Raw genomic sequence first — 26,903 nt, 5'->3', positions numbered from 1 at the left:
CCTGTCGATCCGACTCGATTCGAGTAACGCGCGCGTTTCAGCCGGACGCTCCCCGGCATCAATCGGTCACCTCCGCACGGAATCACCACGTGACCAGCAGCCGCCGCAGGCTGCGGGTCAGGCTCTCGGGCTGCCATGCCAGCTCCTCATCTCGCTCGGCCACCTCCAAGCCCGGCATCCTGGTCACCAGGGCGTGCAACGCGACCTGCAGTTCCATCCTGGCCAGCGGCGCGCCGAGGCAGAAATGCGCGCCGCGGCCGAACGACAGGTGGTGGGACGCCTCGTGGCGGGCCACGTCGAACCGGTGCGGATCGGGGAAGACGGCCGGGTCGCGGTTGGCCGCGTTCACCACCGGGAACACCGCGGTGCCTGCTGCGACCGTCCGGCCGGAGAATTCGACGTCCTCACGGGTCATTCTCGGCTGCCCGGCGTGGCCCAGGGCGACGACCCGGAGCAGTTCCTCGACCGCGTTCGGCACCAGGTCGGGCGCCGCCACCAGGCGGGCCCACTGGTCCGGGTGGCGGGACAGCAACAGCACGGACTTCGCCAGCTGAGCCATCGTCGTCTCCTGGCCGGCGCCGATCAGCAGCATCACGGTGATCAGCAGCTCGGCTTCGCTGAGCCGGTCGCCATCCTCGTCGTGCACCTGGGTCAGTCCGGAGAGCAGGTCGTCGCCCGGGTGGTGACGCTTGCGCTCGATCAACCCGAGCAGGTGCGACGCGGCGATGGCACCGGTCGCCGCGAACGCCTCCTGGTCGAACGCGGTGGTGATGGACATGGCCTCGATGAAGGCGAGCAGGGGTTCGCGCTCGGCGTGGGCGATGCCGAGCAGTTCGCAGATCACGATGCCCGGCAGTGGTTCGGCCAGCGCGCCGACCAGGTCCGCCGGTGGTCCGGCGGCGAGCATCCGATCCAGCAGGCCGGTCGCGATCTCCTCCACCCTCGGCCGCAGGAGTTCCACGCTGCGGGTGGTGAACGCCTTGGCCACCAGGCGACGCAGTCTCGTGTGGCCGGGCGGGTCCATGTTCGGCATCATGTCCGGTGACTGCAGGCCGGGGACGATGGCGGGGGCGTCCGGTGTCGCCAGGGCGGCGCGGCTCATCCGGGGATCGGACATCGCGCGCTGGACGTCGTCGTAGCGGGTGACCAGCCGGACCTCGTGCCCGCCGGCCAACCGGACCCAGGGCACCGGATCGGTGTGCAGCATCCGGATCGCCTCGGCGGCCGGTTCGGTCGAGGGCGGTGCCTCGAACGGGAACAGCGGTGGTCGGCCGTGCGCTGTCATCGCGCTCTCCCGTTGCCGTGCCGAAGCGACGATGGCCTGGTGTACCCGCCGACAGTGTGATCCAGCTCCGCTCGAGCTGTAAAGGGTTCGCGCGCGCCTGAACGCTTTGGGCGCGCGTCGGCAAAGACGGGGTGTCAGGGCGAAGCGAAACCCGAGGAGCTTCATGTCGTCAGACGCGGAACTGATCGGCAGGTCGCTGCGCGGGGACACCGATGCCTTCGTGGAAGTGATCAGCCGGCACGAGACCGCGCTCGGGAACTACCTGGCGCGCCGCGTGGGACGGCAGGCCGCCGAGGACGTGCTCGGTGATGTGTGGGTGGCGGCTTACGAGTCCCGTGCGAACTACGACCTTTCGTATCCCGAAGCCAGGCCGTGGTTGTACGGCGTCGCGCTGAACAGGCTGCGCCGGCACTGGCGGTCCGCGCCGGCCGAGGATCCGGCGTCGGACCTGACCGGCGTGGCGAGTGACTGGGATCCGTGGCCGGCGGTGGATGCCCGCGTGGACACGCAGGCACTGCTGAGCAGGGCGCTGGCCCGGCTCAAACCGGAAGAGCGGGAGGTGCTGGGCCTGGTCGCCTGGGAGGACCTGACGGTCGCCGAGGCCGGGCGGGTGCTCGGCATCCCGGCCGGTACCGCCCGCCGCCTGCTGCACCAGGCGCGCAAGGCGTTGCGTGAAGCCCCCGAAGTGGTCGCGCTGCTGCAAGTCCCGACAACGTGAAAGACAGCCCCATGGACGAAATGGATCTCATGAAGAATCTGCGTGACGTGCCGTCTCCCGGTCCCGAGGCCTATGACCGGGCCCGCACGGCCCTGCGGGCGGCGATGGGGGAACCCGTGGCGCCGGTCGTGCGACCGAAGCGCTGGTTCTCCTGGCCCAAGGTCGGCGTCGCCGCCGTGGGCGCGGCAGCCGTCGCGGCGGCGGTGGTGCTGGGTACGTCGGGCGGCAGCGTCCCGGCCGGCCCGTCCGGCCCGGCCCCGCAGGCGGCCGGCGTACCGCAGGCGGCCGAGGCGCCGCTGGTGAAGCTGGCCTCCGCGGTCAAGGCGGCCGGCACCCAGCCGGGAGACGCGTCGCTGATCGTCAACACGAAGTTCGGGGTGGACGACAAACCGGACCTCAACTACACCCTCTACACCGACAAGGGCGAGCAGTACACGGGCGACTCGGAGAAGTCCCTGGTGGAGGCCGTCGTCAAGGGCCAGGCCCAGCCCGCCACGCCGTACGACGGGAAGGTGATGGCGGCGGCCCGTCTCGCCGCGAACGGCGACGTCGACCAGGCGAGGGTCGCGATGATCACCGCGTCCGACAACGCCCTGGGCATCGGCTTGAGCCCCGCCGAGGCCGACAAGGCCTGGGCGGCCGCCCAAGCGGAGACCGCGGAGCTGTTCCGCAAGATGGGCAAGCCGGTTCCCGCGCCCAAACCGCGTCCGACGGGCAAGGACCTGGAAAACCTGATCGGCAACCACCTGTGGAGCAACGCCCAGCACGCGCTGTTCGCCAACGCCGCCGATGCGGAGGTCCGCGCGGGCGTGCTGAAGCTGTACGCGACCATCCCGGACATGGTCGTCGGCAAGACCGACGTCGACGGCCAGGCCGCGCTGACCCTCACCGCGCCCCCCGCCATCCTGGACGGCGGTGCGGACGTCCTCACCATCAACGCCGGCAACGGCCTGCCGATCCGGGAGGAGATCACCGCGGCCGGATCGTCCAAGCGTTACGTGGTGAACTACAAGTCCCTCCGCGTGACCCTCGCCGACGTGGCCGCGGGCAAGATCTGATCCTCGTACCGGGCTGTCCGGGGAGGGCCGGGAGCATCCCGGCCCTCCCCGGCACCGATGCGCCGGTGCAGGCGGTTCCTCTGGGCCGGCGTCGTGGTCTCGACGATCGACTCGCGGACCAGGTCGGGGGTGAAGCGGAACGAGAACGGGTCGTCGGGAGCAGGGGCGAGCAGACCGACGGTGCCCAGCGGTTCCAGGCGGTCCAGCAGGGTCGTGACGTCCAAGCCGGCGGCTTCGGCGAGGCGGTCGAGGCCGACCTCGGGGCCGATGAACGCGGCGAGCCGGAGGAGATCGCGGGAGTCCTCGTCGAGGGCGGTCATGCTGTCGCGGACGATGTCGTGCACGGTGGGAGGCACGCCGGTGCCTTCGGCGAGCGATCGGGACAGTTCCCGGACGTAGAACGGGTTGCCCCCGGTGCGTGCGTGGAGGTCCCGAGCGGCAGCCGGACCGGGGGCCTTGCCGGTCTCGCGGCGGACCAGCTCGGCGACCTCGCCCTCGCCGAGCGGGCCGAGCCGGATGCGGCGGTGCCCGGGCACGCGACTGGCCGCGGCGAGCAGGCGCGCCAGCTCCCCGTGGTGGCGGGGTGCATGATCGCGGAGCGCGCCGATGACCACGACACCCCGGGGCGTCCGTGCCGCCAGATGACCGAACAGCCGCAGTGACGGAAGCCGGCGTGGATGAGCCGGGCGGCGACGCCGTTCCAGCCCGAGGCGTCGGCGAACGCACCGTGCACGAGCACCACGGTGGGCTTCGGCGAGCCGGGCCGTGGACGTGCCTGCGCGGCGGGCGCGCCGAACACGGCGCCCGCCACGGCAACGGCGGACCCGGCCAGCAGGCTTCGGCGAGTTGTGGTCATCGGTGTGCACCCCTTGGTGTCCGTCGTTCGCGGGCAGCGACCGCGGATCAGTGTGGAACCGGGCACTTGACGGACACTGAACGAATCCGGACGGCGGACGCCTTCGCCGTTCCCTCTTCGTCAAGTGCGCCGGCCTAGCCTCGGCAATTCGTCCTTCGCCTCCGAGGAGAACCGCCATGCCCACTCCCACGGTCGTGCTCATCCACGGCGCCTTCGCCGACGCGTCCAGCTTCGCCCGCGTGATCCCCGAACTGCTCGCCGACGGCATCCCGGTGGCCGCGCCGGCGGTGCCGATGCGGTCGCTCAGGGGCGACGCTGCCTACATCGCCTCGGTCGTCCGGCAGATCGACGGCCCGGTCGTCCTCGTCGGACACTCCTACGGCGGCGCGGTGATCACCGTCGCCGGTGTCGAAGAGAACGTGCGGGCGCTGGTCTACCTCGCCGGTTACGCCCTCGAGGAAGGCGAAAGCCTCGGCGAGCTGCAGGGCCGGTTCGCCGCCTCCGACCTGGCCGCCGCCCTGGTGACGACGTCGTTCCCGATCGAGGGAGCGGAGCCGGGCACCGACGTGTCGGTCGACGTGGCGAAGTTCCCGGCGATCTTCGCCCACGACATCGACCCGGACGTGGCGAAGGTGCTCGCGGTCTCGCAACGCCCCTTGGCGGCGGCGGCGTTCGCGGAACCCGCCCCGGCGGCGGCGTGGAAGACGAAGCCCGCCTGGGGTGTGGTGTGCGCAGCGGACCACACGATCAATCCCGAGGTGGAACGGTTCGGCTACCAGCGCGCGGACATGAAGCAGGTCGAGCTGGACTCCTCACACCTGGTGATGCTGTCGCATTCGAAGGCCGTCGCGGACGTCATCCGCGAAGCGGTCCGATCGGCCGGCTCCTGAGCTCCGAGCGCATCGCGTGCCGCAGTTCCCGGGTGTGAGCAGGCGATCCGGCCTGTCCGAGAGGACAAGGGGTGTCAAGGGGCCGCCTCGCCGGCCGGCGTGGGCGGATCCCCTTGACACCCCGGTTCCGCTGAGTTGCGCGGCGGTCACCAGGACACGGGGCCGAGGCGATCGATGAAGATCCCGGTCGGTCCGTCGGCGTCGATCGTCGCGAGCTTGATGATCGGGTCGGTGCCCTCGGTGACCGTCAGCTGGCCGGTGTGGTGGTTCATGTCGGTGGCGGCGAACTTGCGGTTGGCGACCTCACCGGGGGTGATGGCGTTGAACTTGATGTTCGGGAACGCCTGGGCGTACCGGACGGTGATCATGTTCAGTGCCGCTTTCGACGAGCTGTAGGCGAGCTCGTGCATTTTCGAGGCGGGCTGCGTCGGATCGGCCATGACCGCGAAGGAACCCACGGCGCTGGACACCATCACCACCCGCGGGTTGTCCGCCGCCTCCAGCAGGGGGAGGAACGCGTGCGTGACCCGGACCGGCCCGTACACGTTGGTGTCGTAGACGGAATGGATCTCCTCGGCCGTCGCGTCCGCGGGTGGGACGGCGTTCCCCGGTGCGCCGGCGTTGTTGATCAGCACGTCCAGCCGGTCGGTGTGCTTCCGCACGAGCCGGACGGCGTCGGCCACCGACTCCTCCGAGGTCACGTCCAGCGGGACCATGACCACGTTCGCGCCACCGGCGGCCAGCTTGTCCGCGGCCGCCTGGCCGCGGCCTTCGTCCCGTGAACCGAGGAAGATCGTCCAGCCCTGCTCCCCGAGCCGCCGGGCCGCTTCGAAACCGAGTCCCTTGTTGCCTCCGGTGATCAGCACCGAGGTCTGTTCCTTGTTCGTCATGCCCACCAGACACCGCTTTCCGTTCGGCTGTGACCACCTGTGAGCGGCCTCACAACAGGTCCACAGCCTTGGCCAGACCGGGGTCGCGGCCCGCGGAAAGGTCGGCCGCGGTCACCGGTGCGTAAAGATCGGGCGCCACCCCGATGGCGTCCACGACCTGCTTGTTCGCGGCGAGCTGGTGGTATTTCGGCAACAGCAGGCTGGTTCCGTTGTCGAGCTGGTAGGCCCATGCCGGACCGGACACCGCACCGGCGGTGCGGGTGCCGACGAGCGTGCCGAGTTTCAGGTCCTTCACCGCGCTGCCGAACACCTCGCACGCCGACGCGCAGCGGCGGTCGGTGAGCACGACGAACGGCACGTTGAGCAGTTTCACCGAGTCGTCGGTGCGGTTGGGTGTGCACCTGTCCCGCACGTCACACCAGTAGCCGATGGTCTTGCCGTGGGTGAGCGCGCCGAGCAGCGTGCCGGCCGCCTCCAGGGTGCCGCCACCGTTGCCCCGCAAGTCCAGGATCACCCCGCGCAACTCGGTCTGCGCACGCAGACCGGCGACGGCCGAGAGCACCTGGCCGGCCAGCTCCGGAGCCATGCTCGGCAGGGTGACGTAAGCGATGTTCCCGTCCACCAGCCTCGACTCGACCGTGCGAGGCGGCGGCCGGTGGGGGGCCGCGGTCACCGTGGCCGTGAACGTCTCACCGGTGGCCGGACGGTGGGCGGTGAGCTTCACGACCGCGCCCGGCCGGGCTTTGAGGAGCGACGACAGCACACCCGCGTTCAGGATCCCGCCGACGAGAAGCGGCGCGCCGTCGACAGCCAGGATCTCGTCCCCCCGCTTGATTCCGGCGGCCTCGGCCGGACCTCCGGCAGCGATCCCGTTGACGTACATCGGCCCCGTGGCCGCCGGGTCGACGTCGCCGGACGCGGCGATCCCGGAAAGCGTCAGCCCCACCGGATTCTCGCTGGGCGCGCCCAACCACCGGGCGTGGTCGTCGTTCAGCGCGGCCACCATGGCCTGGATGGCCGCGGCGCCGATGGCCGCGCGCGCCGCGTCGTCCGGCAGCGCGTTCACGATCCGTCGGTACACCTTGCCGAACGCCGCCCAGTCGGCGTCCCTCCGCCCGGTGAGCGCCGGCAGCGTGGCGTCGGGCTGGTCGAGCCGACGGTGTTGCATTTCCCGGGTGATCGCGGCGAACGCCGGTACCAGCAGGGTGCGGCTGTCCAGCACCGGCCCGCTGTAGTAGTTGTCGAAGATGCAGGAGTACGCCTGCCCGACCGTGGTGACCGCGGCCGGAGCCTGTTGCGGCGGCGGTTGGCCCTGCGCGGGCGGAGCGCAGGCCGCGAGCCGTTCGGTTTCCGGGCCGGCCGTGCCCACCCCCGTACCCGCGAGCGTGGCCGCGACGGCCAGTGCCACCGTGGCCGCCGCGAGTGCGCGCCATCTATTGTCCACGAGAAACTCCGTCCGTGTCGGGGAAACGTGGTGCCGGTTTTACGCAGGCAGCGGTTTCGGCAAGGTTTCGGACGAGGGCCGGCAAGCCATGAAACCGCGCCGAAACCGGCCGGTCGGGATACTGGGCGGCGTGCGGGTTCTGGTGGTGGAAGACGACGAGGAGATGGCGCTCACGGTGGCCGCCGGGCTGCGCCGGGCGCGGATCGCCGTCGACGTGGCACTCGACGGCGCCAGTGGCCTGGAACGGGCGCTGTGCAACGACTACGACGTGATCGTGCTGGACCGGGACCTGCCCGCACTGCACGGCGACGACGTGTGCGCGGAGCTGATCGCGGCCGGGTGCCGGTGCCGGATCCTGATGCTGACCGCGGCGGCCACCACTGAGGACCTGGTCGACGGGCTCGGGCTCGGCGCCGACGACTACCTGCCCAAGCCGTTCGACTTCCGGGCGCTGGTGGCGCGGATCGGGGCGCTGGCGCGGCGGGCGCACCCCGCCGTGCCGCCGGTCCTGCGGCACGGTGACCTGGTCGTCGACACCGCACGACGGCGCGCCACGCGCGGAAACCAGCCGCTGGACCTGGCGCCGAAGGAGTTCGGTGTGCTGGAACTGCTGCTGGCGGCCCAGAGCCGGGTGGTGTCCGCGGAGGAACTGCTGGAACGGGTGTGGGACGAGGCGACCGATCCGTTCACCAACGCCGTGAAGATCACGGTCAGCCGGCTGCGGGCGAAACTCGGCGAACCGGCGGTCATCGAGACGGTCGCCAAGAGCGGGTACCGGATCTGATGCGCTGGACTGTGCGGCTGCGGCTGACCCTGCTGTACGGCGGGCTGTTCCTGGTGTGCGGCGTCGGCCTGCTGGCGGTCACCTACTTCCTGCTGCGGCGGGCGGTGAAGCCGAGCGACGTGTGGTTCCTCCAGCTGTTGCCCGGCAGTCCTCCGGCACCGGGTCCCCTGGGACCGCCGGCCGCCGGCGAGGCCGGGCAGGTCGCCGAGCAGGCGCGGCGGGCACTGGCGGCGCAGCGGGAGGAGGTGCTGCACCAGCTGGTCGTCCAGTCCGCGATCGCGCTCGCCATCACGGTGGTGCTCGCGCTCGTGCTGGGCTGGTGGGTGGCGGGCCGGATCCTGCGCCGGCTGCAGACGATCACCACGGCGGCCCGGGACATCTCGGCGACCAGCCTGCACCGGCGCCTCGCCCTCGCCGGCCCCGCCGACGAGCTCAAGGAGCTGGGCGACACCTTCGACGAGCTGCTGGGCCGGCTGGAGGCGTCATTCCGGGCGCAGCGCCAGTTCGTGGCCAACGTGTCGCACGAGCTCCGCACGCCGCTGGCCCGCCAGCGCGCGATCGGCCAGGTCGCGCTGGACGACCCCGACGCCACGGTGACGTCGCTGCGTGAGGCGCACGAACGCGTGCTCGCGGCCGGGGTCGAGCAGGAACGGCTCATGGAGGCCATGGTCACGCTGGCCCGCGGGCAGGTCGGCATCGACGTCCGGCACCCGTTCGACCTCGGCGAGGTGACCCGCGACGTCGTCCACGCCCACCCGTCCGGCCGGGTGACGGTCCACGCCGGGATCGAGCCGAGTCCGGTGTCCGGCCACCGCGCGCTCGCCGAGCGCCTGGTGGACAACCTGGTGGACAACGCGATCCGGTACAACGTCGCGGGAGGGACGGTGGAGGTGTCGTGCCGGGACGGGGTGCTCACCGTCGCCAACACCGGACCGGTCGTGCCGGCCGACGCAGTCGAGCGGCTTTTCCAGCCGTTCCACCGTCTCGGGCCGGCCCGCACCGGCAAGGGTCTCGGGCTGGGCCTGTCCATCGTCCGGGCGGTCGCCACCGCCCACGGCGCGTCCGTCGACGCCGCCGCGCGTCCGGACGGCGGGCTGGCCATCATCGTGGCCTTCCCCCATGCCGGGCCGCGATGACGGCGACGACCACGGGTGGCCCGAAGAGGCGGTGCCACCCCGGGGACGGGGTGGCACCGCCCACGGTCAGCTTCCCGCGGCGCAGAAGGTGTCGTCCGGCCGCTTCCCGCTCACCAGGTACTCGGTCACGATTGAGTTCCCGCACTTGCCGGTCGTGAACAGGTAGGCCCCGTGCCCGCCCTGGTCGATCGTGATCATCCGGGCGCGCTCCCCGAACGCCGCGCGCAGCTTGCGGGCCCCGGACAACGGCGTGCCCGGGTCACGCCGGTTCTGCACCATCAGCACGTTCGCCGGGCCGTGGCCGGTGATCCGCACCCGCGGCTCGGCCGGCGGAGCCCAGTACGCGCACGCCGAGATGTTCGCGGTCGCCGCGCCGAGCAGCGGGTACCGGATCCGGTCGACCGCGACGTTCAGCTGGTAGCTCGCGATCGAGCGCGGCCACGCCGAGTCGCCGCAGATCACCGCGAACCGGGACGCCAGCAGGTTTTCCACCCCGGTCACCGGTTCCGCCGGCGGTTTCGGGGCCCGGCCCTGATCGAGCCCCTGCCAGTCCTCGGCCAGCTTCGTCAGGTCGGTCGAGTACAGGCCTTCGAACGTCAAGCCGCGGAAGACCGAGCCCGTGACGCCCTCGACCGGGGTGCGGTCCAGCCGCGCGGCCAGCTCGTGGAACTTGGCCGTCACCTGCGCGGGCGTCGTGCCGAGCCGGTACTCCGGGTGCTTCGCCGCGAACGCCGCGAAGTCGGGGAACCGGTCCTCCATGCCCCGCCCGAAGCCGCGCATCGCGTCGATGTCGTACCCGCCCGGCCCGAGGTTGCTGTCCAGGACGATCCGGTCGCTGCGCTCGGGGAACAGCGTCGTGTAGACCGCGCCGAGGTAAGTCCCGTAGGACGCGCCCAGGAACGACACCTTCGGCTCGCCGAGCGCCGTCCGGATGCGGTCCATGTCCCGCGCGGTGTTCGCCGTGGTGATGTACGGCAGCATCGATCCGGTCTTCGACCCGGCGCACTGCGCGGCTTCCCGCTTCGCGAGCGCGGCCTGCTTCACGACGTCGGCCGGGCTGTTCGGGTAGGGCAGGTTGCCGACCGCGATCTGCTCCGGCGTCAGGTCGCACGTCACCGGGGTGCTGTGCGCGACCCCGCGCGGGTCGAACCCGATGATGTCGTAGGCGTCGAGCACGTCCTGCGGCATCCGCACGAGCTTCAGCAGCTGCGGGTAGTCCAGGCCACCGCCGCCGGGACCGCCCGGGTTGGTCAGCAGCACGCCCCGCCGTTTCGCCGGGTTCTTGCTCGGCAGGCGCGACACGGCGATGTCGATCGCGCGCCCGTCCGGATCCCGGTAGTCCAGCGGGACTTTCATGGTCGTGCACTGCAGGTCCGGTGTCGGGAACGCCCCGGCGCGGCACGGTCCCCAGTCCAGGGTGGTCGGTGCGGCGGACGCCGCGGGGACGGCGGTCGTCGCGCCGAGCACGGCGATCGCAGCCACCAGCAAGGCTTTGCGCATCGGAATTCCTTTCGTTCGCGCCGCGCTCAGCGGCGCGGTTCCCAGCGGAAGAGCCGCGTCGCCAGCACGACCGCGACGAAGACCCAGGCCAGGGTCGGGGCGAACAGCAGCAGGGAGTCGGCGGCCGGTTTCCCGCCGTTCCACGCGTCGAGCACGAGCTCGGCCGCCGAACCGCCGGGCAGCAGGCGCTTGAGCAGCGTGAGCTCGCCGGTGCCGGTGAGGCCGACCCAGCCGGCCACGGCGATCACGCCGACGCTGATCGGCAGCGTGGTCACCTGCGCGTGTTCCGGCGAGTTCGTCAGCCCGGCCGTGGCCAGGCCCAGCGCGAGCATCATCACCACGGTGGCCACGACGGCGGCGGCCAGCAGCAGCGGGTTCGCCGGCTTCCCGGTGACCACGGCCAGCACCGCGAGCAGCACGGCGATCTGGACCACCGCGATCGCGGTGACCGGCAGCAGGAGCCCGCCGAGGATGCCGGCGTCGCCGGCCGCGGTCGAGCGCAGCCGCTTGAGGAACAGGTTCTGGCGGCGGGCGGCCAGCGTCGTCACCGTCGTGGTGTAGAGGCCGATGCCCAGCACGAAGAACAACGTCAGCGTCGCGATGTAGCCGAGGCTCCCCATCTCGGCGAAGACGTCGTGCCGGGCGATGAAGAACGCGCTGAGCGCGGCCGGCAGCACCAGCGCGGTGACCAGCACGAGCCGGTTGCGGAAGAGCTGGAGCAGCTCGCCGCGAGCGATCGTCAACATGGGCTTCTCCTCAGGAGTGTTCGATGGCGCGGAAGACGTCGTCGAGCCGCGTCGGCCCGGCCTGCAGGTCGAGCAGCTCCACGGCCTGGTCCTGCGCCCAGGCGAGCAGCGTGTGCAGGTCCTTCTGCAGGCCGAAGGTCTCGACGAGGAACTTGCCGTCCGCACCCCGCGTGGCGAGCAACGGCGGCGACGGCGCGTCGGCCGGGAGTCCGAAGTGGATGGTCGCGGGCAGCGTCCGGGTCAGCTCGGCGACGGTGCCTTCGCGGTGAAGGACGCCCTGGTGCATGAGCCCGATGCGGTCGGCGCGCTGCTGGGCTTCCTCGAGGTAGTGCGTGGTGAGCACGACCGTGGAGCCGTCCTCGCGCAGCCGGTCGACGGCGTCCCACAGCGCGTCCCGCGACTGGATGTCGAGGCCGGTGGTGGGCTCGTCGAGGAAGACCAGCTCGGGCGTGCCGTAGACGGCGGTGGCGAAGTCGAGCCGCCGTTTTTCCCCGCCCGAGAGCTGCCCGACCTTGGTACCCGCCTTGCCGGTGAGGCCGGCCACGTCGAGCACGCGCCCGACGTCGTCGTGCCGTCCGGTGAGCCGCCCGACCAGCCCGACGGTCTCGCGCACGGTCAGGTCGGCGGAAAACCCGCTCTCCTGCAGCATGATCCCCAGCCGCGGGCGGACGGCGGCGCGGTCGCGGGGGTCCTTCCCGAACACCCGGACAGCACCTGAGCTGGGCGCGCGGTGGCCTTCGACCGTCTCCAGGGTCGAGGTCTTGCCGGCGCCGTTCGTGCCGAGCAGGGCGTACAGCTCCCCGCGATCCACTTGGAACGAAAGGTCTTTCACGGCGGGGAAGCCGCCGTAGGTGAGGGTGAGGCGATCGACGTCGATGACCGGTGTCGTGGACATGCCCCGGATTCCAGCGTGGATCGCCGCGGCCCGGCAGTGCGGCGGCGTCATTCGGATACGTGACGTGGTGTCACTGGTGCGGCCCGCTCAGCCGGATACGCTCGGCTGGTGGAGGTGCCGACGATCACGCGCAGGACGTCCTGGACCGGCGGGAAGGTCCAGGAACGGCTGCGCCGGCTGAACCTGATCACGACCGTCCCGCCGCTGGCGATCGTCGGGGTGCTGTTGCTGCTGCTGACCGCCCGGACCTGGTGGCACGTCGTGCTCCAGGTCGTCGGGCTGGTCGCGGCGCTGGCGACCGCCGAACGCTGGACCGCGGGCGACTACCTGCGCGTCGCGCGGCCGAGCCTGGCCGTCACCGCGGTGGTGTCGCTGGCCGGGTCGCTGACCGACGACACCGCCGCGTTCTTCAGCCTGTCCGTCGTGGGGTCGTACCTCATCCCGCCGCTGCCCCGCCACCGGCTCGCCGCGCTGGCCGGGCTGACGGTGCTGATCGTGGCCCTGGGCGCGACGAACGCGCTCGTGCACGACGACCGGATCGGCTGGCGGCTGTTCCAGTTCGCCGCCGTGCCCGCGGCCGCCATGCTGGTCTCGACCGCCTTCATGTTCGTCAGCCAGCGCTTCTTCGACCTGATCGCGGAGCTCGAGCAGTCTCGCGAGCGCGAAGCGGACCTCGCCGTCACGAGGGAGCGGGTGCGCTTCGCGTCCGACCTGCACGACATCCAGGGGCACACCCTGCACGTGGTGAAGCTGAAGGTGGCGCTGGCCGAGAAGCTGCTGGACCGCGAACCGGATCGGGCGCGCGAGGAACTGCGTGAGGTGCACGACCTGGTCGGGGAAACCATCGTCCGGACCAAGGAACTCGCCTACGCCCAGCGGCGGCTGAACCTGTCCGCCGAGCTCGAGAACGCCAAGAACCTCTTCGAGGCCGCGGGGATCCACGTCCGCGTCACCCGCGAGTCCGAAGTGGACAACGCCGCGGGCGAGCTGCTCGGCCAGGTCCTGCGCGAGACGACGACCAACATCCTGCGGCACGCCGAAGCCCGCCAGGTGGGGATCACGCTCACCCGGCGCGGGATCGCGATCGTCAACGACGGCGCCCCGGACACCGGCCCGCTTGAGCTCGGCGGGCTCGCGGTGCTCCGGCAGCGCTTGGCGGAGCACCGCGCCGAGCTGGAAGTCTCGCACTCCGGCGGCCGCTTCCGCACCGCGGCGGCCTTTCCCGCGCCGAAGGAGGCCCGGCGATGACGACGGTGGTGCTCGCCGACGACGAAGCCCTCCTCCGCAAGGCACTGGCCGCGCTGCTGCCCCTGGAAGGCGAGATCACGGTGCTGGCCGAGGCCGACGACGGCGAGACGGCGATCGCGGCCACCCTCGAACACCGGCCGGACGTGCTGGTCATCGACCTCGAGATGCCCCGCGTGGACGGACTCGGCGCGGTCGAGGAGATCCGCCGCGCCCGGCCGGAGCAGGTGATCCTCATGCTGACCCGCCACGCCCGCCCCGGCGTGCTCCGCAAGGCGCTGAAGCTCGGCGTCCAGGGTTTCGTCAGCAAGGCGGCGGAACCGGCCCACATCACCTCGGTGATCAAGACCCTGCACGCGGGCAAGCGCTGGATCGACCCGGACGTCTCGGCCCTGGCCGTCGTCGACGACTGCCCGCTGACCGACCGCGAGCTGGACGTCCTGCGCGCAACCCGCGAGGGATTTTCGGTGGCCGACATCGCCGGGCAGCTGCACCTCGCGGAGGGCACGGTCCGCAACTACCTGTCCAACGCGATGCAGAAGACCCAGACCCGCACCCGCCACGAAGCGGCCCGATACGCCCGTGAGCACGACTGGCTGTAGCGGACAGCCAGGAAAGCGGCAACGAGCGGCTCAGGAACTTCGATGCGCGTGCCGGAGGTTCAGCCCTCCGCGGCCCAGCGGCGGACGGCGAACCGGCTGCCGTTCCGGCGGACTTCCGCTGCGCCCGGTCCGGCGAAGTGGGCGGGGATGACGAGCTCGCCGGTGTCGGCGGCGCGTTCGAGGGTCGCGCGCCGGGTGGTTGCGGCTTGCCGTGGGTCTTCGCAGAAGCAGCTGCTGTGTTCCGGGGCCAGGATCTGGGCCGGGCTGTGCAGCAGGTCTCCGACGAACACCGCCCGGTCCGCGCCGGAGGACACGCGCAGGACCGACGAGCCGGGGGTGTGGCCCGGGGCGGCTTCGAGGATCAGGTTCCGGTCGAGGCGGTGGCGGTCTTCCCACAGTTCGGCCCGGCCGAGCACGGGGGCGACGCTGTCGGCGTAGACCAGCAGGCTGCCTTCCCGGCGAAGCTGCTCGTGCGGGGTGCGCGGGGTGGGGCGGCGGTGGGAGTTGGCCGGGTCGAAGTACACCTGGTCGACGCGGGGGATGAGGTAGGTGGCGCGAGGGAAGGTGGGCACCCAGTCGCCGTTGCGGAGCTCGGTGTTCCAGCCGACGTGGTCGTAGTGGATGTGGGTGTTGACGACGACGTCGACGTCCTCCGGCCGGACGCCGGCCGCGGCCAGCCGCGCGAGGAAGGGAGTCGAGAGGTGGTCGAACAGGGGGATCTGCGGCCGGTGCCGGTCGTTGCCGACCCCGGTGTCGACCAGGATCACCCGGCCTTCGCTGCGGAGCACCCAGGTCTGCACGGCTCCGCGGTAGCCGCCGGTCTCGGGGTTCCAGTGGTCGGGAGCGAGCCAGCCGGCGTTGCCGGTCCACAGCTCGGGCGGGCTGCCGGGGATGATCGTGCGCGCCGGGGCGATCTCGCCCTGCCACTCGACGACCTTGGTCACTTCGACGTCACCGATGTGCATCACACCAGGCTAGGACGCCCAGCTGAGCGTTTCCATGCGTGATCTGCTTGCTTTGATGCTCGATCGTCTCAGAGCTACGCTTTCGGCGTGGACGTGCTGAGTGACGCGATCGCCGCGGTGCGAGTGGGGCAGCCCACGTCGAACCGGCTGCAGGCCGGTCCGGACTGGTGCTACCGCTTCGCGCCGTACGAGGGTGCGGGTTTCCATGTGCTGCTGCGCGGCAGCGGCTGGCTGCTCCCGGACGACGGGGAGCCGGTGGCGCTCGGGCCCGGCGACGCGATCCTGGTGCCGCACGGCAGCGCCCACGTCCTCTCCTCGACGCCGGACGCGGCCGGCGCGGTGCCGTTCGAGACGGCGGTGGCCGAGCCGGCGGGCCGCACCGAGTTCCTGTGCGGGAAGTACCGGCTGTCCCACGCTCGGCGGCACCCCCTGCTGGCGAGCCTGCCGGAGCTCGTCCACCTGCCGGCCGAGATCGGGCGGCACCCCGAACTGCGTGCGGCCATCGACCTGCTCGGTGGCGAGGTGAGCGAGCGGCGGCCGGGCGCGACCACGGTCCTCACCGCCCTGCTGGACCTGCTGCTGGTCTACCTGATCCGGGCCTGGCTGGCCGGCCACCCGGACACGGGCTGGCCGCAGGCGTTGCGGGACCCGGAAGTCGCGGCCGCGCTGGAAGCCCTGCACGAGCACCCCGAAGCGCCGTGGCGGATCGAAGACCTGGCCGCCCGGGTGGGCCTGTCCCGGGCCACCTTGGCCCGCCGCTTCGCGGCGCTGACGGGTCAGCCGCCGATGACGTACTTGACCTGGTGGCGGCTGACGACGGCGGCACGTCTGCTGCAGGAGACCGACCTGGCCTTGCCGTCGATCGCCGGGAGGGTCGGTTACACCTCGACGTTCGCCTTCTCGCACGCGTTCAAGCGCCGGTTCGGCATCGCGCCGGGCGGTTTCCGGGGCGTCCACCGGCACTGATCGGTGCGCCTCGGCACGTCGGTGCGGCCCCGGTTCCGGAACACCGGCCCGGTCGGCTGTGGACGGACTGGCACACTCGGGCGGTGATCCTCGGATACGTCCTCGCCGTGCTGGCCGCCGTCGCCTCGGGTAGCGGTTCCATCCTGGAGTCGGCCGGGGTCCGGCGGGCCGGTGCCTTCGGCGGCTCGCCTCAGGACCTGGTCGCGCTGCGCCGGCAGCCGCTGTACTTCCTCGGGGTGGGGGTCGATCTGCTCGGGTTCGGCTTCGCCGCCGCCGCCCTGCATCGCCTGCCGCTGTTCCTGGTCCAGTCGGTGCTCGCGTTCAGCGTCGGCGTGACCGCGACGATTTCGGCGATCCTCGGCGTCCGGCTGGCCGGCGCCGGGTGGGCCGCGCTGGGGGTGGGGGCGACCGGTTTGGTGCTGCTCGGCCTGTCGGCGGATCCGGGCCCCGCGCGCCCGTTGCCGCCCGGCTGGCAGTTGCTGCTGGTGGGAGTGGCGGTGGTGATCGCGGTGATCGCGTTCGTCGCCCAGCGCACGGACGGCCGCTGGTCGCCGATCGTGCTGGGGTTCTGCGCCGGGCTGGGGTTCAGCACCGTCGGGATCGCCGCGCGGACGCTGGAGGTGTCCGGGCCGGTCTGGCACCTCGCCCTGGCACCGGCGCTGTGGGCGATGATCGCCAACGGGCTCGTCGCGGCGGTGGCGTTCGCGATGTCCCTGCAACGCGGCCGGGCAACCGCGGTCACCGCGATCATGTTCACCACCAACACGGCGGTGTCCTCGCTCATCGGCGTGGTGGTCCTCGACGACCGCGTCCGCGAGGGCTTCACAGCCGCAGCAGCGGCGGGGTTCGTCCTGGCTGTCGCCGGGGCAATCGGCACCGCGCATTACGCGGCCGCCCACCGAGCGGAGCACAGTAATTCTGCTGCGTGAGCGAAGCCGGCGGCTACCTGGTCTTCGGTGAGCAGGCTGCACGGGTCGGTGTCGAATTCGGCCAGGTCGAGGGCTTGTCGACCTGGTCCAGGGGCAGCGGCGCTGCGGTCTGCGCGGGGGCGGGTGGCTATGTCAGCACGCGCTCGGGTGCCAGCGGGCCGCACCCGCTGAGCAGGCTCACCGACGCGAGTGCTGCGCAGCCGAGCCTTCGCATTCTCATACGGGGGCCGCTGACGGGTCGATACGCCGTTGCTTTTCGTTGTGCCGGTCCGCCGGCGGGGCGTCGTCAGAGGCCGAATTCGTGGGTGATCCAGGTGAGGATCGTGCGGATGATGCCGGAGACAGCACCGGTGATGAGGACCTGGCTCAGACGTTCCACGGGCGAGCACCGCGTGCGACAGCGGCGAGCCCGTGCCCACCGGTTCCGTCCCCCGCACCTCTGCGATTCGCGGTGACGCCAACGACGGTATACGAGCCGAAGAGTTCCCATCATGTGCCCCTGTTCGGCTGGCGCTGGTACCGGAGTGCCGGTGATCGGCTCGCTACGAGCCGATCACCGGCACTCCACCTCCCCCATTCCCCCCCCGCTCTGTGGCTTGTTCTGTCGGCGCTGGTTCCGCTTGGTGTGGTGGACGGAGATGCGGCTCCGAACCGGCCGACCGGTGGCGGCCGCAATCGGAGCGTGGTGAATCTTGCGGGTGGTTGCCATGCCTGTGTACGGCGTGTGGGTTGTTCAGTGTCCGCTGCTGGACTCTGGACAACGGTCGCTGAACAATGGCGGCGGAGGTGGTGGCCTTGCCGCGTGGCGAGCGGCCGCTGGAGGGCGGGGACGGCGTGGTGCTGCGGTTCGCTCGTGACCTGCGGTTGTTGCGGGAGAAGGCCGGGCGGCCAACGTATCGGGAGCTTGGCGGGCGGGCGCACTATTCCGCGGCGGCGCTGTCGGAGGCGGCCGGCGGCCGCAAACTGCCCACCCTGTCGGTGACGGTGGCCTACGTCGCTGCCTGCGGCGGCGATACGGCCGAATGGGCGACGCGGTGGCGGGCGGTCGCGGCCGAATTGGCCGCGACGAACACCGAACCGTCCGACACGAATGACGAGGCACCGTATCTGGGCTTGGCCGCATTCGAGCGGGAGGACGCCGACCGGTTCTTCGGCCGGGACGAACTGGTCGCCGACCTGGTGAAGAAGGTGACCCGGCACCGGTTTCTCGGAGTTTTCGGACCGTCCGGTTGCGGCAAGTCCTCGGTGCTTCGTGCGGGATTGGCCGCACACCTGGCCGCCGGGCGCGAAGAGGACGATCCTCCGGTCGTGGTGTTCACTCCCGGGGAACGCCCGTTCGAGGAATGCGCGGTCCGGTTGGCGCGGTTCCTCGGGGAAGCGCCGGGAGTCCTGCGGGAAGAATTTTCCGAAGATCCGCGTAATCTTCATCTGCGTATTCGCCAGGCTGTAGTCGACACCGCTGCCGAAACCGATGTCGTGCTGATCGTCGACCAGTTCGAGGAACTCTTCACCTTGTGTGGTGACGAGTCGCAGCGCGGGCGGTTCATCGACGCGCTGGTGACCGCCGCGACCGACCCGGCCGGCCGGGCCAGGGTGGTGCTCGGTGTCCGGGCGGACTTTCTCGAACATTGCGGGCGCCATCACCGGCTGGTGTCGACCCTGTACGACGCGCAGGTCCTGGTCGGCCCGATGAGCACTGATGAGCTCCGTCGGGCCATCGTCGGACCGGCCGAGCAGGCTGGGTATCGGCTGGAAACGGCCCTGGTCGCTCGGTTGGTCGGGGATGCCACCCGCCAAGCCGGGATGCTTCCGCTGGTCTCGCACGCTCTGTTGCAGACGTGGCTGCGTCGCCAAGGCGCGGTCATGACCGTCGCCGGCTACGAGGCAGCCGGGGGTATCGAGCACGCGCTGGCCCGCAGCGCCGAACAGACCTACCAGGCGCTCGATACCAGCCAACAGCACATCGCCCAGCGGATCTTCCTCCGCCTTACGGCTTTGGGCGAAGGCACCGAAGACACCAAACGCCGAACTGCCCGGGAGGAGTTCGGCATCGGTGACCCCGACACCGTCGTGGTGCTGGACACGCTGGCGCGGGCGCGGTTGATCACGCTGGGGGACGACAGTGTGGAGATCGCGCACGAGGCGCTCATCCGGCACTGGCCTCGCCTGCGCACCTGGCTGGCCGACGACCGTGACGGGCACCGGATCCACCGGCGGCTCACCGAAGCCGCTGCCGAGTGGGACCGGCACGAGCGGGACGCCGGCCTGCTGTACCGGGGAGCACGTCTCGATACCTGGGAAGAGCGCCCGACCAGCCCGCTCAACGACCTCGAGCGCGCATTCCTGGACGCCGGCCGCGACGCCGTGGAACGGGAACGCCGGGCTCGGCGGCGCCGGGTCCGGTTCACCGTCGGTGGTCTGAGCACGGCCACTGTCATCGTGACCGTCCTCGCGGTGGTCGCGCTGGTGATGGCTGCTCGGGCTGATGATCAGCGGAAGCTGGCGGTGGGCCGTCAGCTGGTCACTGACGCCCGAGCGCAACTCCAGGTCGATCCCGAACTCGGCTTGCTGCTGGCCCGCGAGGCGTACCGCACCGCGCCGTCCGAGGACACCGAAGCCGTGCTTCGGCAGGCCACCATCGGCTCGCACATCCGTACCACGCTGAGCAGAGGCGGGTCTTCCGGTGCGGTCTTCAGCCAGGACGGGAAGCACGTCCTTACCAGCGACTTCGACGGCACGCTCCAGGTGCGGACCTGGGATACCGAACACGGCGCAGGAGCCACGACGCAGACCCTGCGCGCCGACGGATCGCCGTTGTCCAGTCCGGTGTTCAGCTCGGACGGCCGTCGGATCGCTGCGGTCGGCTTCGAGGGCTTGTGGGTGTGGGACTGGGGGCAGGTCCTGGCCGGAGGAGCGCAGCCGATGTTGCTGCGCAGGAGCGTCGACCTGCCGTCTCAGCGGGGCAGGATTGCGCTCAGCTCGGATGGCCGACGTGTGGCCAGTGCCAATCACGACGGGACCGTCCGTATTTGGAACGCAGCCGGCGACGATCACCCTGCTGTGCTCCGTGGCCACGACGGTCACGTTTTCGACGTGGCGTTCAGCCGCGACGGGAGGTGGCTGGCCAGCGCTGGAGAGGACGGCACAGTCCGGCTCTGGAACCTCGCCGACGGCGGGAGTCCGGCGGTGTTCCGTGGCCACGAGGGCGCGGTGGATGCGGTGGCGTTCAGCCCGGACGGCCGCCACCTGGCGTCAGCGGGTGCCGACGGCACGGTCCGGGTATGGGACCTCGCCCGTACGGCGGACGCGGTGGTGCTCGGCCGACATGACGGCGGCGCCTTCGACGTGGCCTACAGCCCCGACGGGCACTCGATCGCGAGCGCCGGCCACGACGGCACGGTGAAGATCTGGAATGCCGATCTTGCTGCCGAGCCACTGGTGTTGCGGGGGCACCTCGGGTCTGTCGGGTCTGTCGCGTTCAGTCCCGACGGGCACTCCGTCGCAAGCGCCGACAATGACGGGACGGTCAAGATCTGGGACCTCGACGAGGTCGTCGACCTGACGGTGCTGCGTGGTCAACGCGGACGTGCCGTCAGCGTCGCGGCCGGCCAAGACGGGCGCGTGGTGGTCAGTGGGGGCCAGGACGGAACGGTCTGCCTGTGGGACGTTTCTGTCAGCCGCGCGCCGATCTTGCTGGCCGGCAACACCAAACCGGTGGTTCACGTGGCCATCAGCCCGACCGGGCGTCAGGTCGCTGCTGTCCACGAGGACGGCACCGTCGACATCTGGAAAACCGGGCAACCTGCTGCGCCGATTCGGCTGAGGGAACCGTCCTCCGGCAGCCTGGTGGTGCGGTTGGCTTTCAACGCGGACGGCAACCGGCTTGCCGGCGTCGCCGAGGCGTACATCGCGTACGTCTGGAACACCCCCGAAAGCTCATCCGCTCAACCGGTTCCGGAAACAGTTCTCATTGGTGGTGCGGCGTCCTGGTCCACGCTTCGTTCCGGGTGGTGGAGTCCCGATGGACGTCGCTTTGCCACCCTCGATGGCGGAAGAATCCTGCTTTGGGACCTCGAAGCCCGAGGCAGTCTCACCGCGTTGCCCCGCGACGTCCGACGCCCCCGGACGCTGGCCTTCAGCCGTGACGGAGCCCACCTCGCCGTCGGATCCGATGACGGCACCCTCCACCTCTGGAACGTCGCAGACATGGCCAAGAGCGCCGGCCCGGTCGCATTGCACGGCCGTCACCAGGACGCGGTCCGAGGCGTGACCTTCAGCCAAGACGGTCGCCTGCTGGTCACCGTCGGCCTTGACGCCACCGTCCGTTTCTGGGAAACAGCCGATGCCAGTGAACCGCTGGTACTCAGTGGGTTCCGTGCCGCCGCATCGACCGTCGCTTCACTCGCTGACGGTCGATATGTCACCACACATGACGACGGCACCATCCGAATCTGGCGCTGTCCCGCCTGTGGATCCATCACAGAAGTCCTCGCTCAGGCGAACCGCCACATCACCCGGGAACTCACCTCCGAAGAACGCCGGAGGTATTTACCCTCAAGCGAAACCTGACCGGCTCCGGCACCAGTGTTCAAGGCCGCTCATCGATGCCGGAACTGTTCTGCTGATCCCAGGGGCGCGGCCGGCGAGCTGGAGAGAGCCGGCGCCGTCACAGTCGTGATGCTGTCCGGATCAGCTCGGCGAGGACGCGGGACCGGCTGTGCGCCGGCCAGACGATGTGGGTCGTGACCGGCGGAGCGTCGCGCAAGGGGACGGCCGCGTGCTCCTCCCACAGCCACGTGCGGGCGGACTCGGGGAAAACCGCCACCGTGCGGCCGAGGGCGATCAGCTGGGCCAGCTGGGTTTGGTCGTGGATTTCGGGTCCTGGGCCGGGCTGGTAGGTGCCGTTGCCGGCCCAGCGGGCGAGCGGAAGATCGGGTACGTCCGCGATGTCGTTGAGGGACAACGTTTTCCGCTCGGCCAAGGGGTGTCTGGCGGGCAGGATCGCCACCTGCGGCTCGGTCATCAGTGCGACGCTGTCGAACCCGGTCAGTGAGTTGTACGGCGTGTGCATGAGCGCCACGTCGGCGCGGCCGTCGCGCAGCATCTCCTCCTGCTCGCACGTTCCGCTCGGCAGGACCTCGATCTCGGCGGCGCCGGGCTCGGCCGCGTAGGCGTCGAGGAGCTTGTTCAGCAGTTCGTGGAACGCGCCCGCCTTCACCGCCAGCACCAGCCGGTCGCGGGAGCCGTCCTGGTTGCCGGCGCGGCGGGTGCGACGGACCGCGGCGGCCGTCGCGTCGAGCGCCACCCGGCCCTCCTGCAGCAGGATTTCCCCGGCGCCGGTCAGCGAGACACCGCGGCGGTTGCGCTCCAGCAGCGTGACGCCGAGACGCCGCTCGAGCTGCTGGATCGCCCGGGACAACGGGGGCTGGGCGATGCCGAGGCGCTCGGCGGCCCGGCCGAAGTGCAGTTCGTCGGCGACGGCGATGAAGTACCGCAGCTCACGGGTCTCCACAGTGTCCATGCCACAGCGTAGCCGGCTGTGATACCTCGCGAGTATCACAGTGCACCGGATCGGTGTTGGCCGCCGCGCCCGCAGGCGGGTGAGGATCGACGGCATGAGCACTGATCAACTCGAACTTTCCCTGCCCGGTGGCACCTGGTCCCTGGGCGAGCTGACCGTGACCCGGTTCGGCTACGGTGCCATGCAGCTGGCCGGCCCCGGGGTCATGGGCCCGCCCGCCGACCGCGAAGGCGCATTCGCCGTCCTGCGCAAGGCCGCCGACCTCGGCATCACCCACATCGACACCTCCGGCGCCTACGGCCCGCACATCACCAACGAGCTGATCCGCGAGGCGCTGCACCCCTACCCCGAAGAGCTGCACATCGCGACCAAGGTCGGCGCACGCCGCGACGAACAGGGCGGCTGGCCCCCGGCACGGCAGCCGGCCGAGCTGCGCCGGGCCGTTCACGAGAACCTGGAGACCCTCGGCGTCGAGCGGCTCGACCTGGTCAACCTCCGCCTCGGCAACGCGCAGGGACCGCAGCCCGGCTCGCTCGCCGAGGCGTTCGAAACCCTGGTCGAGCTCCAGCGTGACGGCGTGATCCGGCACCTCGGCGTGTCCAACGCCACGCCGGAGCAGGTCGCCGAAGCGCGGGCGATCGCGCCGATCGTATGCGTGCAGAACGCGTACAACCTCGCCCATCGGCACGACGACGAGCTGATCGACGCCCTCGCGAGCGACGGCATCGCCTACGTGCCGTTCTTCCCGCTCGGCGGGTTCAGCCCGCTGCAGTCCTCGGCGCTGTCGGCCGTCGCCACGCGAACGGGCACGACGCCGATGTCGGTCGCCCTGGCCTGGTTGCTGCACCGCGCGCCGAACATCCTGCTCATCCCGGGCACCTCGTCGGTCGAACACCTGACCGAGAACGTCGCGGGCGCGGCAACCACCCTGTCCGCCGACGATCTGGCCGAGCTGGACCGAATCGGCCGGCCGTGATGACGCGCCAGGTCCTCTCGGGCAACGTCTTGCGGATGGACGGCGCGAGCGACCGGCCGGTCGCTCGCGCCGAGCGGCGTTGGTGCAGCAGACATGGCCAGGCTGTCAGCGTTCGCTCATCGGCGTGACCGGCCGTTGGTGTGGGGGCGAGGCGAAGGCGCTCATGGCCGCGCTGGCGCTCGCCGGCATCACCGGCATGTACCTGCGTCAAGTCCGGCAGGCGGGGATCCTCGGCTTCCTCGGCTACGTCCTGTTCGCCGCCGGCTACCTGCTGATGTTCGGCATCGAGGTGGTCGCTGCCGCCGTCCTGCCCGTGCTGGCACCCACGGCGCCCGGCTACGTCGCCGATGTCCTCGCTGTCGCCTTCGGCGGCACCGCCATCCATGGCATCGGCGGCATGCAGACCGTCATCGCGGTCAGCTCCGTCGGCTATCTCGCGGGTGGGTGCCTGTTCGGCATCGCGTTGTTCCGGGCGCGCGTCCTCGCCCGGTGGGCGTCGGCGCTGCTGGCCGCGGGCACCGTCGCCACGGTCGCGCTCGCGGTGCTCCCGGAGTCGTTCAACCGGCCGTTGGCCGTTCCGACCGGAGTGGCGTTGATCGGCTTGGGCATCTCGCTGTGGCGGGCCCGGCCGGCCACGGGCAGCGACAACTCGGCGCCTCCCACTGTCGAACACGCCGCCGCGCAATGACCACCCGGCAGCCGGATGCCGCGCTTCCGAATGATCGTTTCTACGGCTCACCTGTCGATCGGCGGCATGACAGTGCGTTCAGGGAAGCGGCTCCGTGCGACATGGTGGTTCGGTGTTGGTTCATGTGGAGAGGCGCACAGGCCCAGCCCGGTGCCGCCGTGGCCGCGCTGCCGAGACGCGTCGAGCCGCTCGAAGATCCGCTCCCGGTCGGCTTCCGCGACGCCGGGCCGGTGCACTGAGGGGGGCTTTGAATGCCGGAGGGGAATCCGCTCGTTGCGCAGGCGCGCCGATGGGATTGGGAACCGGGAAGCTTCAAGCCACTGACGCAAACCGAACGCAGCCAGGTGGCCGGCGCGCCGCAATCCCGGGTGGACGAACGGTTCTGCTCGATCATCACCGACCTGGTCGGCGCACCCAGCGAGTTGATCGACGTTTCCGGGAACATCGCTTGGCGGGCGGGCTCCACCATCTGGGGCCGCGCGCTGACGGAGCCCGCAGCCGGACCGTCGACGCCATTGCGGTTCCCTGGTCAGTATTTCGACGCCGAGACGGGGTTGAACTACAACGTCCACCGGTACTACGACCCGGACACCGGCCGGTATCAGAGTGCGGATCCGCTCGGACTTCTTCGACAGGCACGGCCCAGAGGTGACCCAAGGCATCGAGTACCAGTACCGCAGGATGAACGACGAGATGTCCGCGCTGCCGGAGGATCGCAACCACTGGATCCGCGACATCGGTGACGATCCGCACGCGCTGGCCGATTACTTCGCGGGTTTCAAGGGGAAGATGACCCACGTGGATGCCGAGACCGGGGCACTGGTGACCTATGACCGGGCGCGTGGCGTGCTGATCGTGGAGAAAGGCGGCATGATCCACGGGTATCACTAGGTACACGGCGAGAACATGATCGACCGGGTGAAGGTGAAGCGCGGGACGCCGAATTCCGTGGAGCTCACGCGGCAGCAGGTCCGGCTGGCCGTGGAGGCGCTGGCGCTGGTGGAAACAGATGTCCCGCTGGTTTCGGCGGTGCGGGTGGGTGTCGAGGTCGCCGTTGTCCGGGAGCTGTGGGAACGGTTGCAGCGGGCGGTGCGTGAGTACGACGAGGCGCCGCGGTCTCGCCGGATGACGATCGCACTGTCCGATGTGGAACTGCACGTCGTGCACACCGCGCTGGTGCTGGCGCCGCGGATCGTGGCTTCCGAGGAGGCGTTCCACATCCGGACAGGGGCTTTCAAGGAACAGATGTCGTCCTTGGCCGACGGCCTCATCGCCGGCGTGCACGCGGCTGAGGTCGGGTAGCCACGACCACTACGTGGGTAGCACGCGGGCCGAGCTACTTCGGTCACGCTGGGAACGGCGCCCGTTGTGAGGAAACCCGGTGGGTTCACCCGCCGGGCGAGCCCAGGAGCAACCGGAAGACCGCGCCGACGCCTGCCTGACAACGATCGCTTGACTTCCAGCGGGGCATCAAGCTCGCCATCGGCCACCGAGCAGCAGATGCCTCTCGCAAGGTCGTCGTAGCCAGTGCGGGGTGACGGCCAGAACAGGCACTGACCGCTTCAGCCGACCCGAAAAACCGGCCAGCCGATCTCGGTGCGCCACGCCGCGGGATCGCCGGCGTCACGAGGGCCGACAACGTAGACCTCCCGCACCGGCCCCGGCCACCGACATCGCGTTCTCCACCACCCAGGTCCCCAGTTCGCCGTAGGTGACCTCGACGCCGTCGTGCTCGCCGACGTGGGTGGTGACGGCCAGTTCCGCGGCCGGAAGAACCACCGGGTGCACGCGTCCGGTGCGAGGCGGCGCCGCGGTCGGCAGGTAGACGAGCGCGTGACCGCGTTCCTGTTCGAAAAGGGCGTTGTCGTAGCAGCCGCCCGGTGGTCCGGTCACGGCGGTGCCGACGGCCGCCTCCAGTTCGGCCATCGCGCCGGCGAACCAGGTCTCGACGTCGCCGTGCCCGACCACGGCCTCCACCGCCGCGACCGTCCGGGCGGGTTCCGCACGCAGCTCGACGTCGATCGGCGCGGGGTCGGGCCGGAGCAGGCGCCGCAGCGACACGACCGCGGCCCGGGTGCGGTCGAGCACGTCCTCGAGGCGTTGCAGGTGGTCCGCGACCAGGGCCGCCCGCACATCGGGGTCAGGGGTCCGCAGGATGCGCTGCACGTCGCTCAGGGGGACGTCGAGTTCGCGGAGCCGGTGGATGACCTGCGCGGTCGGGATCTGGTCGACGCCGTAGTAGCGGTAACCGGTGGTCTCGTCCACCACGGCGGGCTCCAGCAGGGCCGCCTCGTGGTACCGGCGCAGGGTGCGCACGCTCAAGTGGGTCAGCCGGGAGAACTCGCCGATGCTCAGCACCCCTCCATTCTGGACTCTCTCCCTGGGGGAGGGTCCACGGCTTGACCCTCCCACGTCGCGAGCTCACACGATGGGCTCATGACACAGCACACCGATTTCCCGTCCGATCTGCTCCCGGCCAGCGTGCGCGGGTTCTTCGCCGCCCACGTCGTGCGCGACGCAGACACCGCCTTGTCGTTCCTCACCGAGGACGCGGTCATCGTCGACCAGGACGAGACGTTCCGCGGACGAGAAGAGGTCCACGCGTTCCTGCGGGACGCCGGGTCCGAGTTCGAGTACACGACCGAGCAGATCGGCGCTCACCGCGTCGACGACGCCCACTGGGTGGTGACCGTGCGGCTCGAGGGCACCTTCCCGGGTGGCGTCGCCGAGCTCGACTACCGGTTCACGGTGCGGGACGACCTCATCGCCGAGCTCGTCATCGCCAACCACGCAGCCTGACCTACGCCGA

The 26,903-nt window shown here is 70.9% G+C and carries 25 protein-coding genes and 1 pseudogene; 16 read left to right on the top strand and 10 right to left on the bottom strand.

The genetic code is table 11. The annotated features are described in order from the left end of the window. Positions 1-82: 82 nt before the first annotated feature. The gene (locus AB0J55_RS21945; protein WP_364251244.1) at positions 83-1,285 is read right to left on the bottom strand and encodes a cytochrome P450; all 1,203 of its coding nucleotides are present in this window, start codon (positions 1,283-1,285) and stop codon (positions 83-85) included. A gap of 163 nt (positions 1,286-1,448) precedes the next feature. Here AB0J55_RS21945 and AB0J55_RS21940 point away from each other — a divergent pair, with 163 nt between their 5' ends. After that, a complete protein-coding gene (locus tag AB0J55_RS21940) occupies positions 1,449-2,003 on the top strand; it encodes a sigma-70 family RNA polymerase sigma factor (protein ID WP_364251241.1) in 555 nt (184 codons plus the stop codon). An 11-nt stretch (positions 2,004-2,014) separates the two neighbouring features. Next, the gene (locus AB0J55_RS21935; RefSeq protein ID WP_364251239.1) at positions 2,015-3,061 is read left to right on the top strand and encodes a hypothetical protein; all 1,047 of its coding nucleotides are present in this window, start codon (positions 2,015-2,017) and stop codon (positions 3,059-3,061) included. Here AB0J55_RS21935 and AB0J55_RS21930 read toward each other — a convergent pair. Further along, positions 3,010-3,675: a hypothetical protein gene (locus AB0J55_RS21930; protein WP_364251237.1), complete on the bottom strand. Its 666-nt coding sequence runs from the start codon at positions 3,673-3,675 to the stop codon at positions 3,010-3,012. The genes AB0J55_RS21935 and AB0J55_RS21930 overlap by 52 nt on opposite strands. Positions 3,676-4,093: 418 nt before the next feature. Here AB0J55_RS21930 and AB0J55_RS21925 point away from each other — a divergent pair, with 418 nt between their 5' ends. Continuing rightward, positions 4,094-4,807 (top strand): alpha/beta hydrolase, encoded by a 714-nt coding sequence (locus tag AB0J55_RS21925; RefSeq protein WP_364251234.1) that lies wholly within the window; start codon positions 4,094-4,096, stop codon positions 4,805-4,807. A 146-nt stretch (positions 4,808-4,953) separates the two neighbouring features. Here AB0J55_RS21925 and AB0J55_RS21920 read toward each other — a convergent pair whose 3' ends face one another. Both AB0J55_RS21920 and AB0J55_RS21915 read right to left on the bottom strand, forming a co-directional pair. Further along, positions 4,954-5,697 carry an SDR family NAD(P)-dependent oxidoreductase gene (locus AB0J55_RS21920; RefSeq protein WP_364251231.1) on the bottom strand — a complete coding sequence of 248 codons (744 nt, stop codon included), beginning with the start codon at positions 5,695-5,697 and terminating at the stop codon, positions 4,954-4,956. Positions 5,698-5,746: 49 nt separating this feature from the next. Further along, a complete protein-coding gene (locus tag AB0J55_RS21915; RefSeq protein WP_364251228.1) occupies positions 5,747-7,141 on the bottom strand; it encodes a S41 family peptidase in 1,395 nt (464 codons plus the stop codon). Between the two features lie 130 nt (positions 7,142-7,271). Here AB0J55_RS21915 and AB0J55_RS21910 point away from each other — a divergent pair, with 130 nt between their 5' ends. Continuing rightward, a complete protein-coding gene (locus AB0J55_RS21910) occupies positions 7,272-7,925 on the top strand; it encodes a response regulator transcription factor (RefSeq protein ID WP_364251225.1) in 654 nt (217 codons plus the stop codon). After that, positions 7,925-9,061: an ATP-binding protein gene (locus AB0J55_RS21905; RefSeq protein WP_364251222.1), complete on the top strand. Its 1,137-nt coding sequence runs from the start codon at positions 7,925-7,927 to the stop codon at positions 9,059-9,061. The genes AB0J55_RS21910 and AB0J55_RS21905 overlap by 1 nt, the downstream gene beginning before the upstream one ends. Before the next feature lie 66 nt (positions 9,062-9,127). On the opposite strand, the gene AB0J55_RS21900 is transcribed toward AB0J55_RS21905, so the two are convergent. The 3 genes from AB0J55_RS21900 to AB0J55_RS21890 are packed head-to-tail and all read right to left on the bottom strand — an operon-like array spanning position 9,128 to position 12,202. Continuing rightward, a complete protein-coding gene (locus tag AB0J55_RS21900) occupies positions 9,128-10,561 on the bottom strand; it encodes an alpha/beta hydrolase (RefSeq protein ID WP_364251219.1) in 1,434 nt (477 codons plus the stop codon). Between the two features lie 26 nt (positions 10,562-10,587). After that, entirely contained in the window at positions 10,588-11,307 is a 720-nt protein-coding gene (locus AB0J55_RS21895) for an ABC transporter permease (protein WP_364251216.1), read from the bottom strand. A gap of 10 nt (positions 11,308-11,317) precedes the next feature. After that, the gene (locus AB0J55_RS21890) at positions 11,318-12,202 is read right to left on the bottom strand and encodes an ABC transporter ATP-binding protein (protein ID WP_364251213.1); all 885 of its coding nucleotides are present in this window, start codon (positions 12,200-12,202) and stop codon (positions 11,318-11,320) included. Positions 12,203-12,310: 108 nt separating this feature from the next. On the opposite strand from AB0J55_RS21890, the gene AB0J55_RS21885 reads away from it, so the two are divergent. Beyond that, the gene (locus AB0J55_RS21885; RefSeq protein WP_364251210.1) at positions 12,311-13,450 is read left to right on the top strand and encodes a histidine kinase; all 1,140 of its coding nucleotides are present in this window, start codon (positions 12,311-12,313) and stop codon (positions 13,448-13,450) included. Further along, positions 13,447-14,049 carry a response regulator transcription factor gene (locus tag AB0J55_RS21880; RefSeq protein WP_091305953.1) on the top strand — a complete coding sequence of 201 codons (603 nt, stop codon included), beginning with the start codon at positions 13,447-13,449 and terminating at the stop codon, positions 14,047-14,049. Before AB0J55_RS21885 ends, AB0J55_RS21880 begins: the two co-directional genes overlap by 4 nt. Positions 14,050-14,108: 59 nt before the next feature. Here the strand turns inward: AB0J55_RS21880 and AB0J55_RS21875 are convergent, their stop codons facing one another. Further along, positions 14,109-15,014 carry an MBL fold metallo-hydrolase gene (locus AB0J55_RS21875; RefSeq protein ID WP_364251207.1) on the bottom strand — a complete coding sequence of 302 codons (906 nt, stop codon included), beginning with the start codon at positions 15,012-15,014 and terminating at the stop codon, positions 14,109-14,111. A gap of 87 nt (positions 15,015-15,101) precedes the next feature. On the opposite strand from AB0J55_RS21875, the gene AB0J55_RS21870 reads away from it, so the two are divergent. The 3 genes from AB0J55_RS21870 to AB0J55_RS21860 all read left to right on the top strand — a co-directional run bounded on the left by AB0J55_RS21870 (position 15,102) and on the right by AB0J55_RS21860 (position 21,478). Then, positions 15,102-15,980 carry an AraC family transcriptional regulator gene (locus tag AB0J55_RS21870; protein ID WP_364251204.1) on the top strand — a complete coding sequence of 293 codons (879 nt, stop codon included), beginning with the start codon at positions 15,102-15,104 and terminating at the stop codon, positions 15,978-15,980. A gap of 83 nt (positions 15,981-16,063) precedes the next feature. Further along, entirely contained in the window at positions 16,064-16,909 is an 846-nt protein-coding gene (locus AB0J55_RS21865) for a hypothetical protein (RefSeq protein WP_364251201.1), read from the top strand. A 774-nt stretch (positions 16,910-17,683) separates the two neighbouring features. Continuing rightward, positions 17,684-21,478, top strand: coding sequence for a hypothetical protein (locus AB0J55_RS21860; protein ID WP_364251198.1), 3,795 nt, complete (start codon positions 17,684-17,686; stop codon positions 21,476-21,478). A 97-nt stretch (positions 21,479-21,575) separates the two neighbouring features. Here AB0J55_RS21860 and AB0J55_RS21855 read toward each other — a convergent pair whose 3' ends face one another. Continuing rightward, entirely contained in the window at positions 21,576-22,430 is an 855-nt protein-coding gene (locus AB0J55_RS21855) for a LysR family transcriptional regulator (protein WP_364251195.1), read from the bottom strand. A 94-nt stretch (positions 22,431-22,524) separates the two neighbouring features. Between AB0J55_RS21855 and AB0J55_RS21850 the strand changes: the two genes are divergently transcribed. The 5 genes and pseudogenes from AB0J55_RS21850 to AB0J55_RS21830 all read left to right on the top strand — a co-directional run bounded on the left by AB0J55_RS21850 (position 22,525) and on the right by AB0J55_RS21830 (position 25,396). Next, positions 22,525-23,406, top strand: a complete 882-nt coding sequence (locus AB0J55_RS21850; RefSeq protein ID WP_364251192.1) for an aldo/keto reductase family oxidoreductase — start codon at positions 22,525-22,527, stop codon at positions 23,404-23,406. A 124-nt stretch (positions 23,407-23,530) separates the two neighbouring features. Beyond that, on the top strand, positions 23,531-24,094 hold the full coding sequence (locus tag AB0J55_RS21845; RefSeq protein WP_364251189.1) for a hypothetical protein: 564 nt from the start codon (positions 23,531-23,533) through the stop codon (positions 24,092-24,094). 251 nt (positions 24,095-24,345) lie between these two features. After that, positions 24,346-24,660, top strand: a pseudogene (locus AB0J55_RS21840) (RHS domain-containing protein); the annotation flags it as partial. Between the two features lie 40 nt (positions 24,661-24,700). Continuing rightward, the gene (locus tag AB0J55_RS21835) at positions 24,701-24,985 is read left to right on the top strand and encodes a hypothetical protein (RefSeq protein ID WP_364251978.1); all 285 of its coding nucleotides are present in this window, start codon (positions 24,701-24,703) and stop codon (positions 24,983-24,985) included. A 15-nt stretch (positions 24,986-25,000) separates the two neighbouring features. Then, positions 25,001-25,396 (top strand): hypothetical protein, encoded by a 396-nt coding sequence (locus AB0J55_RS21830; RefSeq protein ID WP_364251186.1) that lies wholly within the window; start codon positions 25,001-25,003, stop codon positions 25,394-25,396. 321 nt (positions 25,397-25,717) lie between these two features. On the opposite strand, the gene AB0J55_RS21825 is transcribed toward AB0J55_RS21830, so the two are convergent. Further along, entirely contained in the window at positions 25,718-26,452 is a 735-nt protein-coding gene (locus tag AB0J55_RS21825; protein WP_364251183.1) for a MerR family transcriptional regulator, read from the bottom strand. 78 nt (positions 26,453-26,530) lie between these two features. Here AB0J55_RS21825 and AB0J55_RS21820 point away from each other — a divergent pair, with 78 nt between their 5' ends. Further along, entirely contained in the window at positions 26,531-26,893 is a 363-nt protein-coding gene (locus AB0J55_RS21820; RefSeq protein ID WP_364251180.1) for a nuclear transport factor 2 family protein, read from the top strand. The last annotated feature ends 10 nt before the right edge of the window (positions 26,894-26,903 follow it).

It is taken from the genome of Amycolatopsis sp. NPDC049688, assembly GCF_040674975.1.
Lineage (GTDB): Bacteria > Actinomycetota > Actinomycetes > Mycobacteriales > Pseudonocardiaceae > Amycolatopsis.
This window is presented reverse-complemented; position numbering and strand designations above follow the sequence as displayed.

Coding starts and splice junctions, on each gene's coding strand:
- AB0J55_RS21945 (WP_364251244.1), bottom strand. CDS start 1,285: ATGACAGCGCACGGCCGACCACCGCTGTTCCCGTTCGAGGCACCGCCC.
- AB0J55_RS21940 (WP_364251241.1), top strand. CDS start 1,449: ATGTCGTCAGACGCGGAACTGATCGGCAGGTCGCTGCGCGGGGACACC.
- AB0J55_RS21935 (WP_364251239.1), top strand. CDS start 2,015: ATGGACGAAATGGATCTCATGAAGAATCTGCGTGACGTGCCGTCTCCC.
- AB0J55_RS21925 (WP_364251234.1), top strand. CDS start 4,094: ATGCCCACTCCCACGGTCGTGCTCATCCACGGCGCCTTCGCCGACGCG.
- AB0J55_RS21920 (WP_364251231.1), bottom strand. CDS start 5,697: ATGACGAACAAGGAACAGACCTCGGTGCTGATCACCGGAGGCAACAAG.
- AB0J55_RS21905 (WP_364251222.1), top strand. CDS start 7,925: ATGCGCTGGACTGTGCGGCTGCGGCTGACCCTGCTGTACGGCGGGCTG.
- AB0J55_RS21900 (WP_364251219.1), bottom strand. CDS start 10,561: ATGCGCAAAGCCTTGCTGGTGGCTGCGATCGCCGTGCTCGGCGCGACG.
- AB0J55_RS21895 (WP_364251216.1), bottom strand. CDS start 11,307: ATGTTGACGATCGCTCGCGGCGAGCTGCTCCAGCTCTTCCGCAACCGG.
- AB0J55_RS21890 (WP_364251213.1), bottom strand. CDS start 12,202: ATGTCCACGACACCGGTCATCGACGTCGATCGCCTCACCCTCACCTAC.
- AB0J55_RS21880 (WP_091305953.1), top strand. CDS start 13,447: ATGACGACGGTGGTGCTCGCCGACGACGAAGCCCTCCTCCGCAAGGCA.
- AB0J55_RS21875 (WP_364251207.1), bottom strand. CDS start 15,014: ATGCACATCGGTGACGTCGAAGTGACCAAGGTCGTCGAGTGGCAGGGC.
- AB0J55_RS21860 (WP_364251198.1), top strand. CDS start 17,684: ATGGCGGCGGAGGTGGTGGCCTTGCCGCGTGGCGAGCGGCCGCTGGAG.
- AB0J55_RS21855 (WP_364251195.1), bottom strand. CDS start 22,430: ATGGACACTGTGGAGACCCGTGAGCTGCGGTACTTCATCGCCGTCGCC.
- AB0J55_RS21850 (WP_364251192.1), top strand. CDS start 22,525: ATGAGCACTGATCAACTCGAACTTTCCCTGCCCGGTGGCACCTGGTCC.
- AB0J55_RS21830 (WP_364251186.1), top strand. CDS start 25,001: ATGATCGACCGGGTGAAGGTGAAGCGCGGGACGCCGAATTCCGTGGAG.
- AB0J55_RS21820 (WP_364251180.1), top strand. CDS start 26,531: ATGACACAGCACACCGATTTCCCGTCCGATCTGCTCCCGGCCAGCGTG.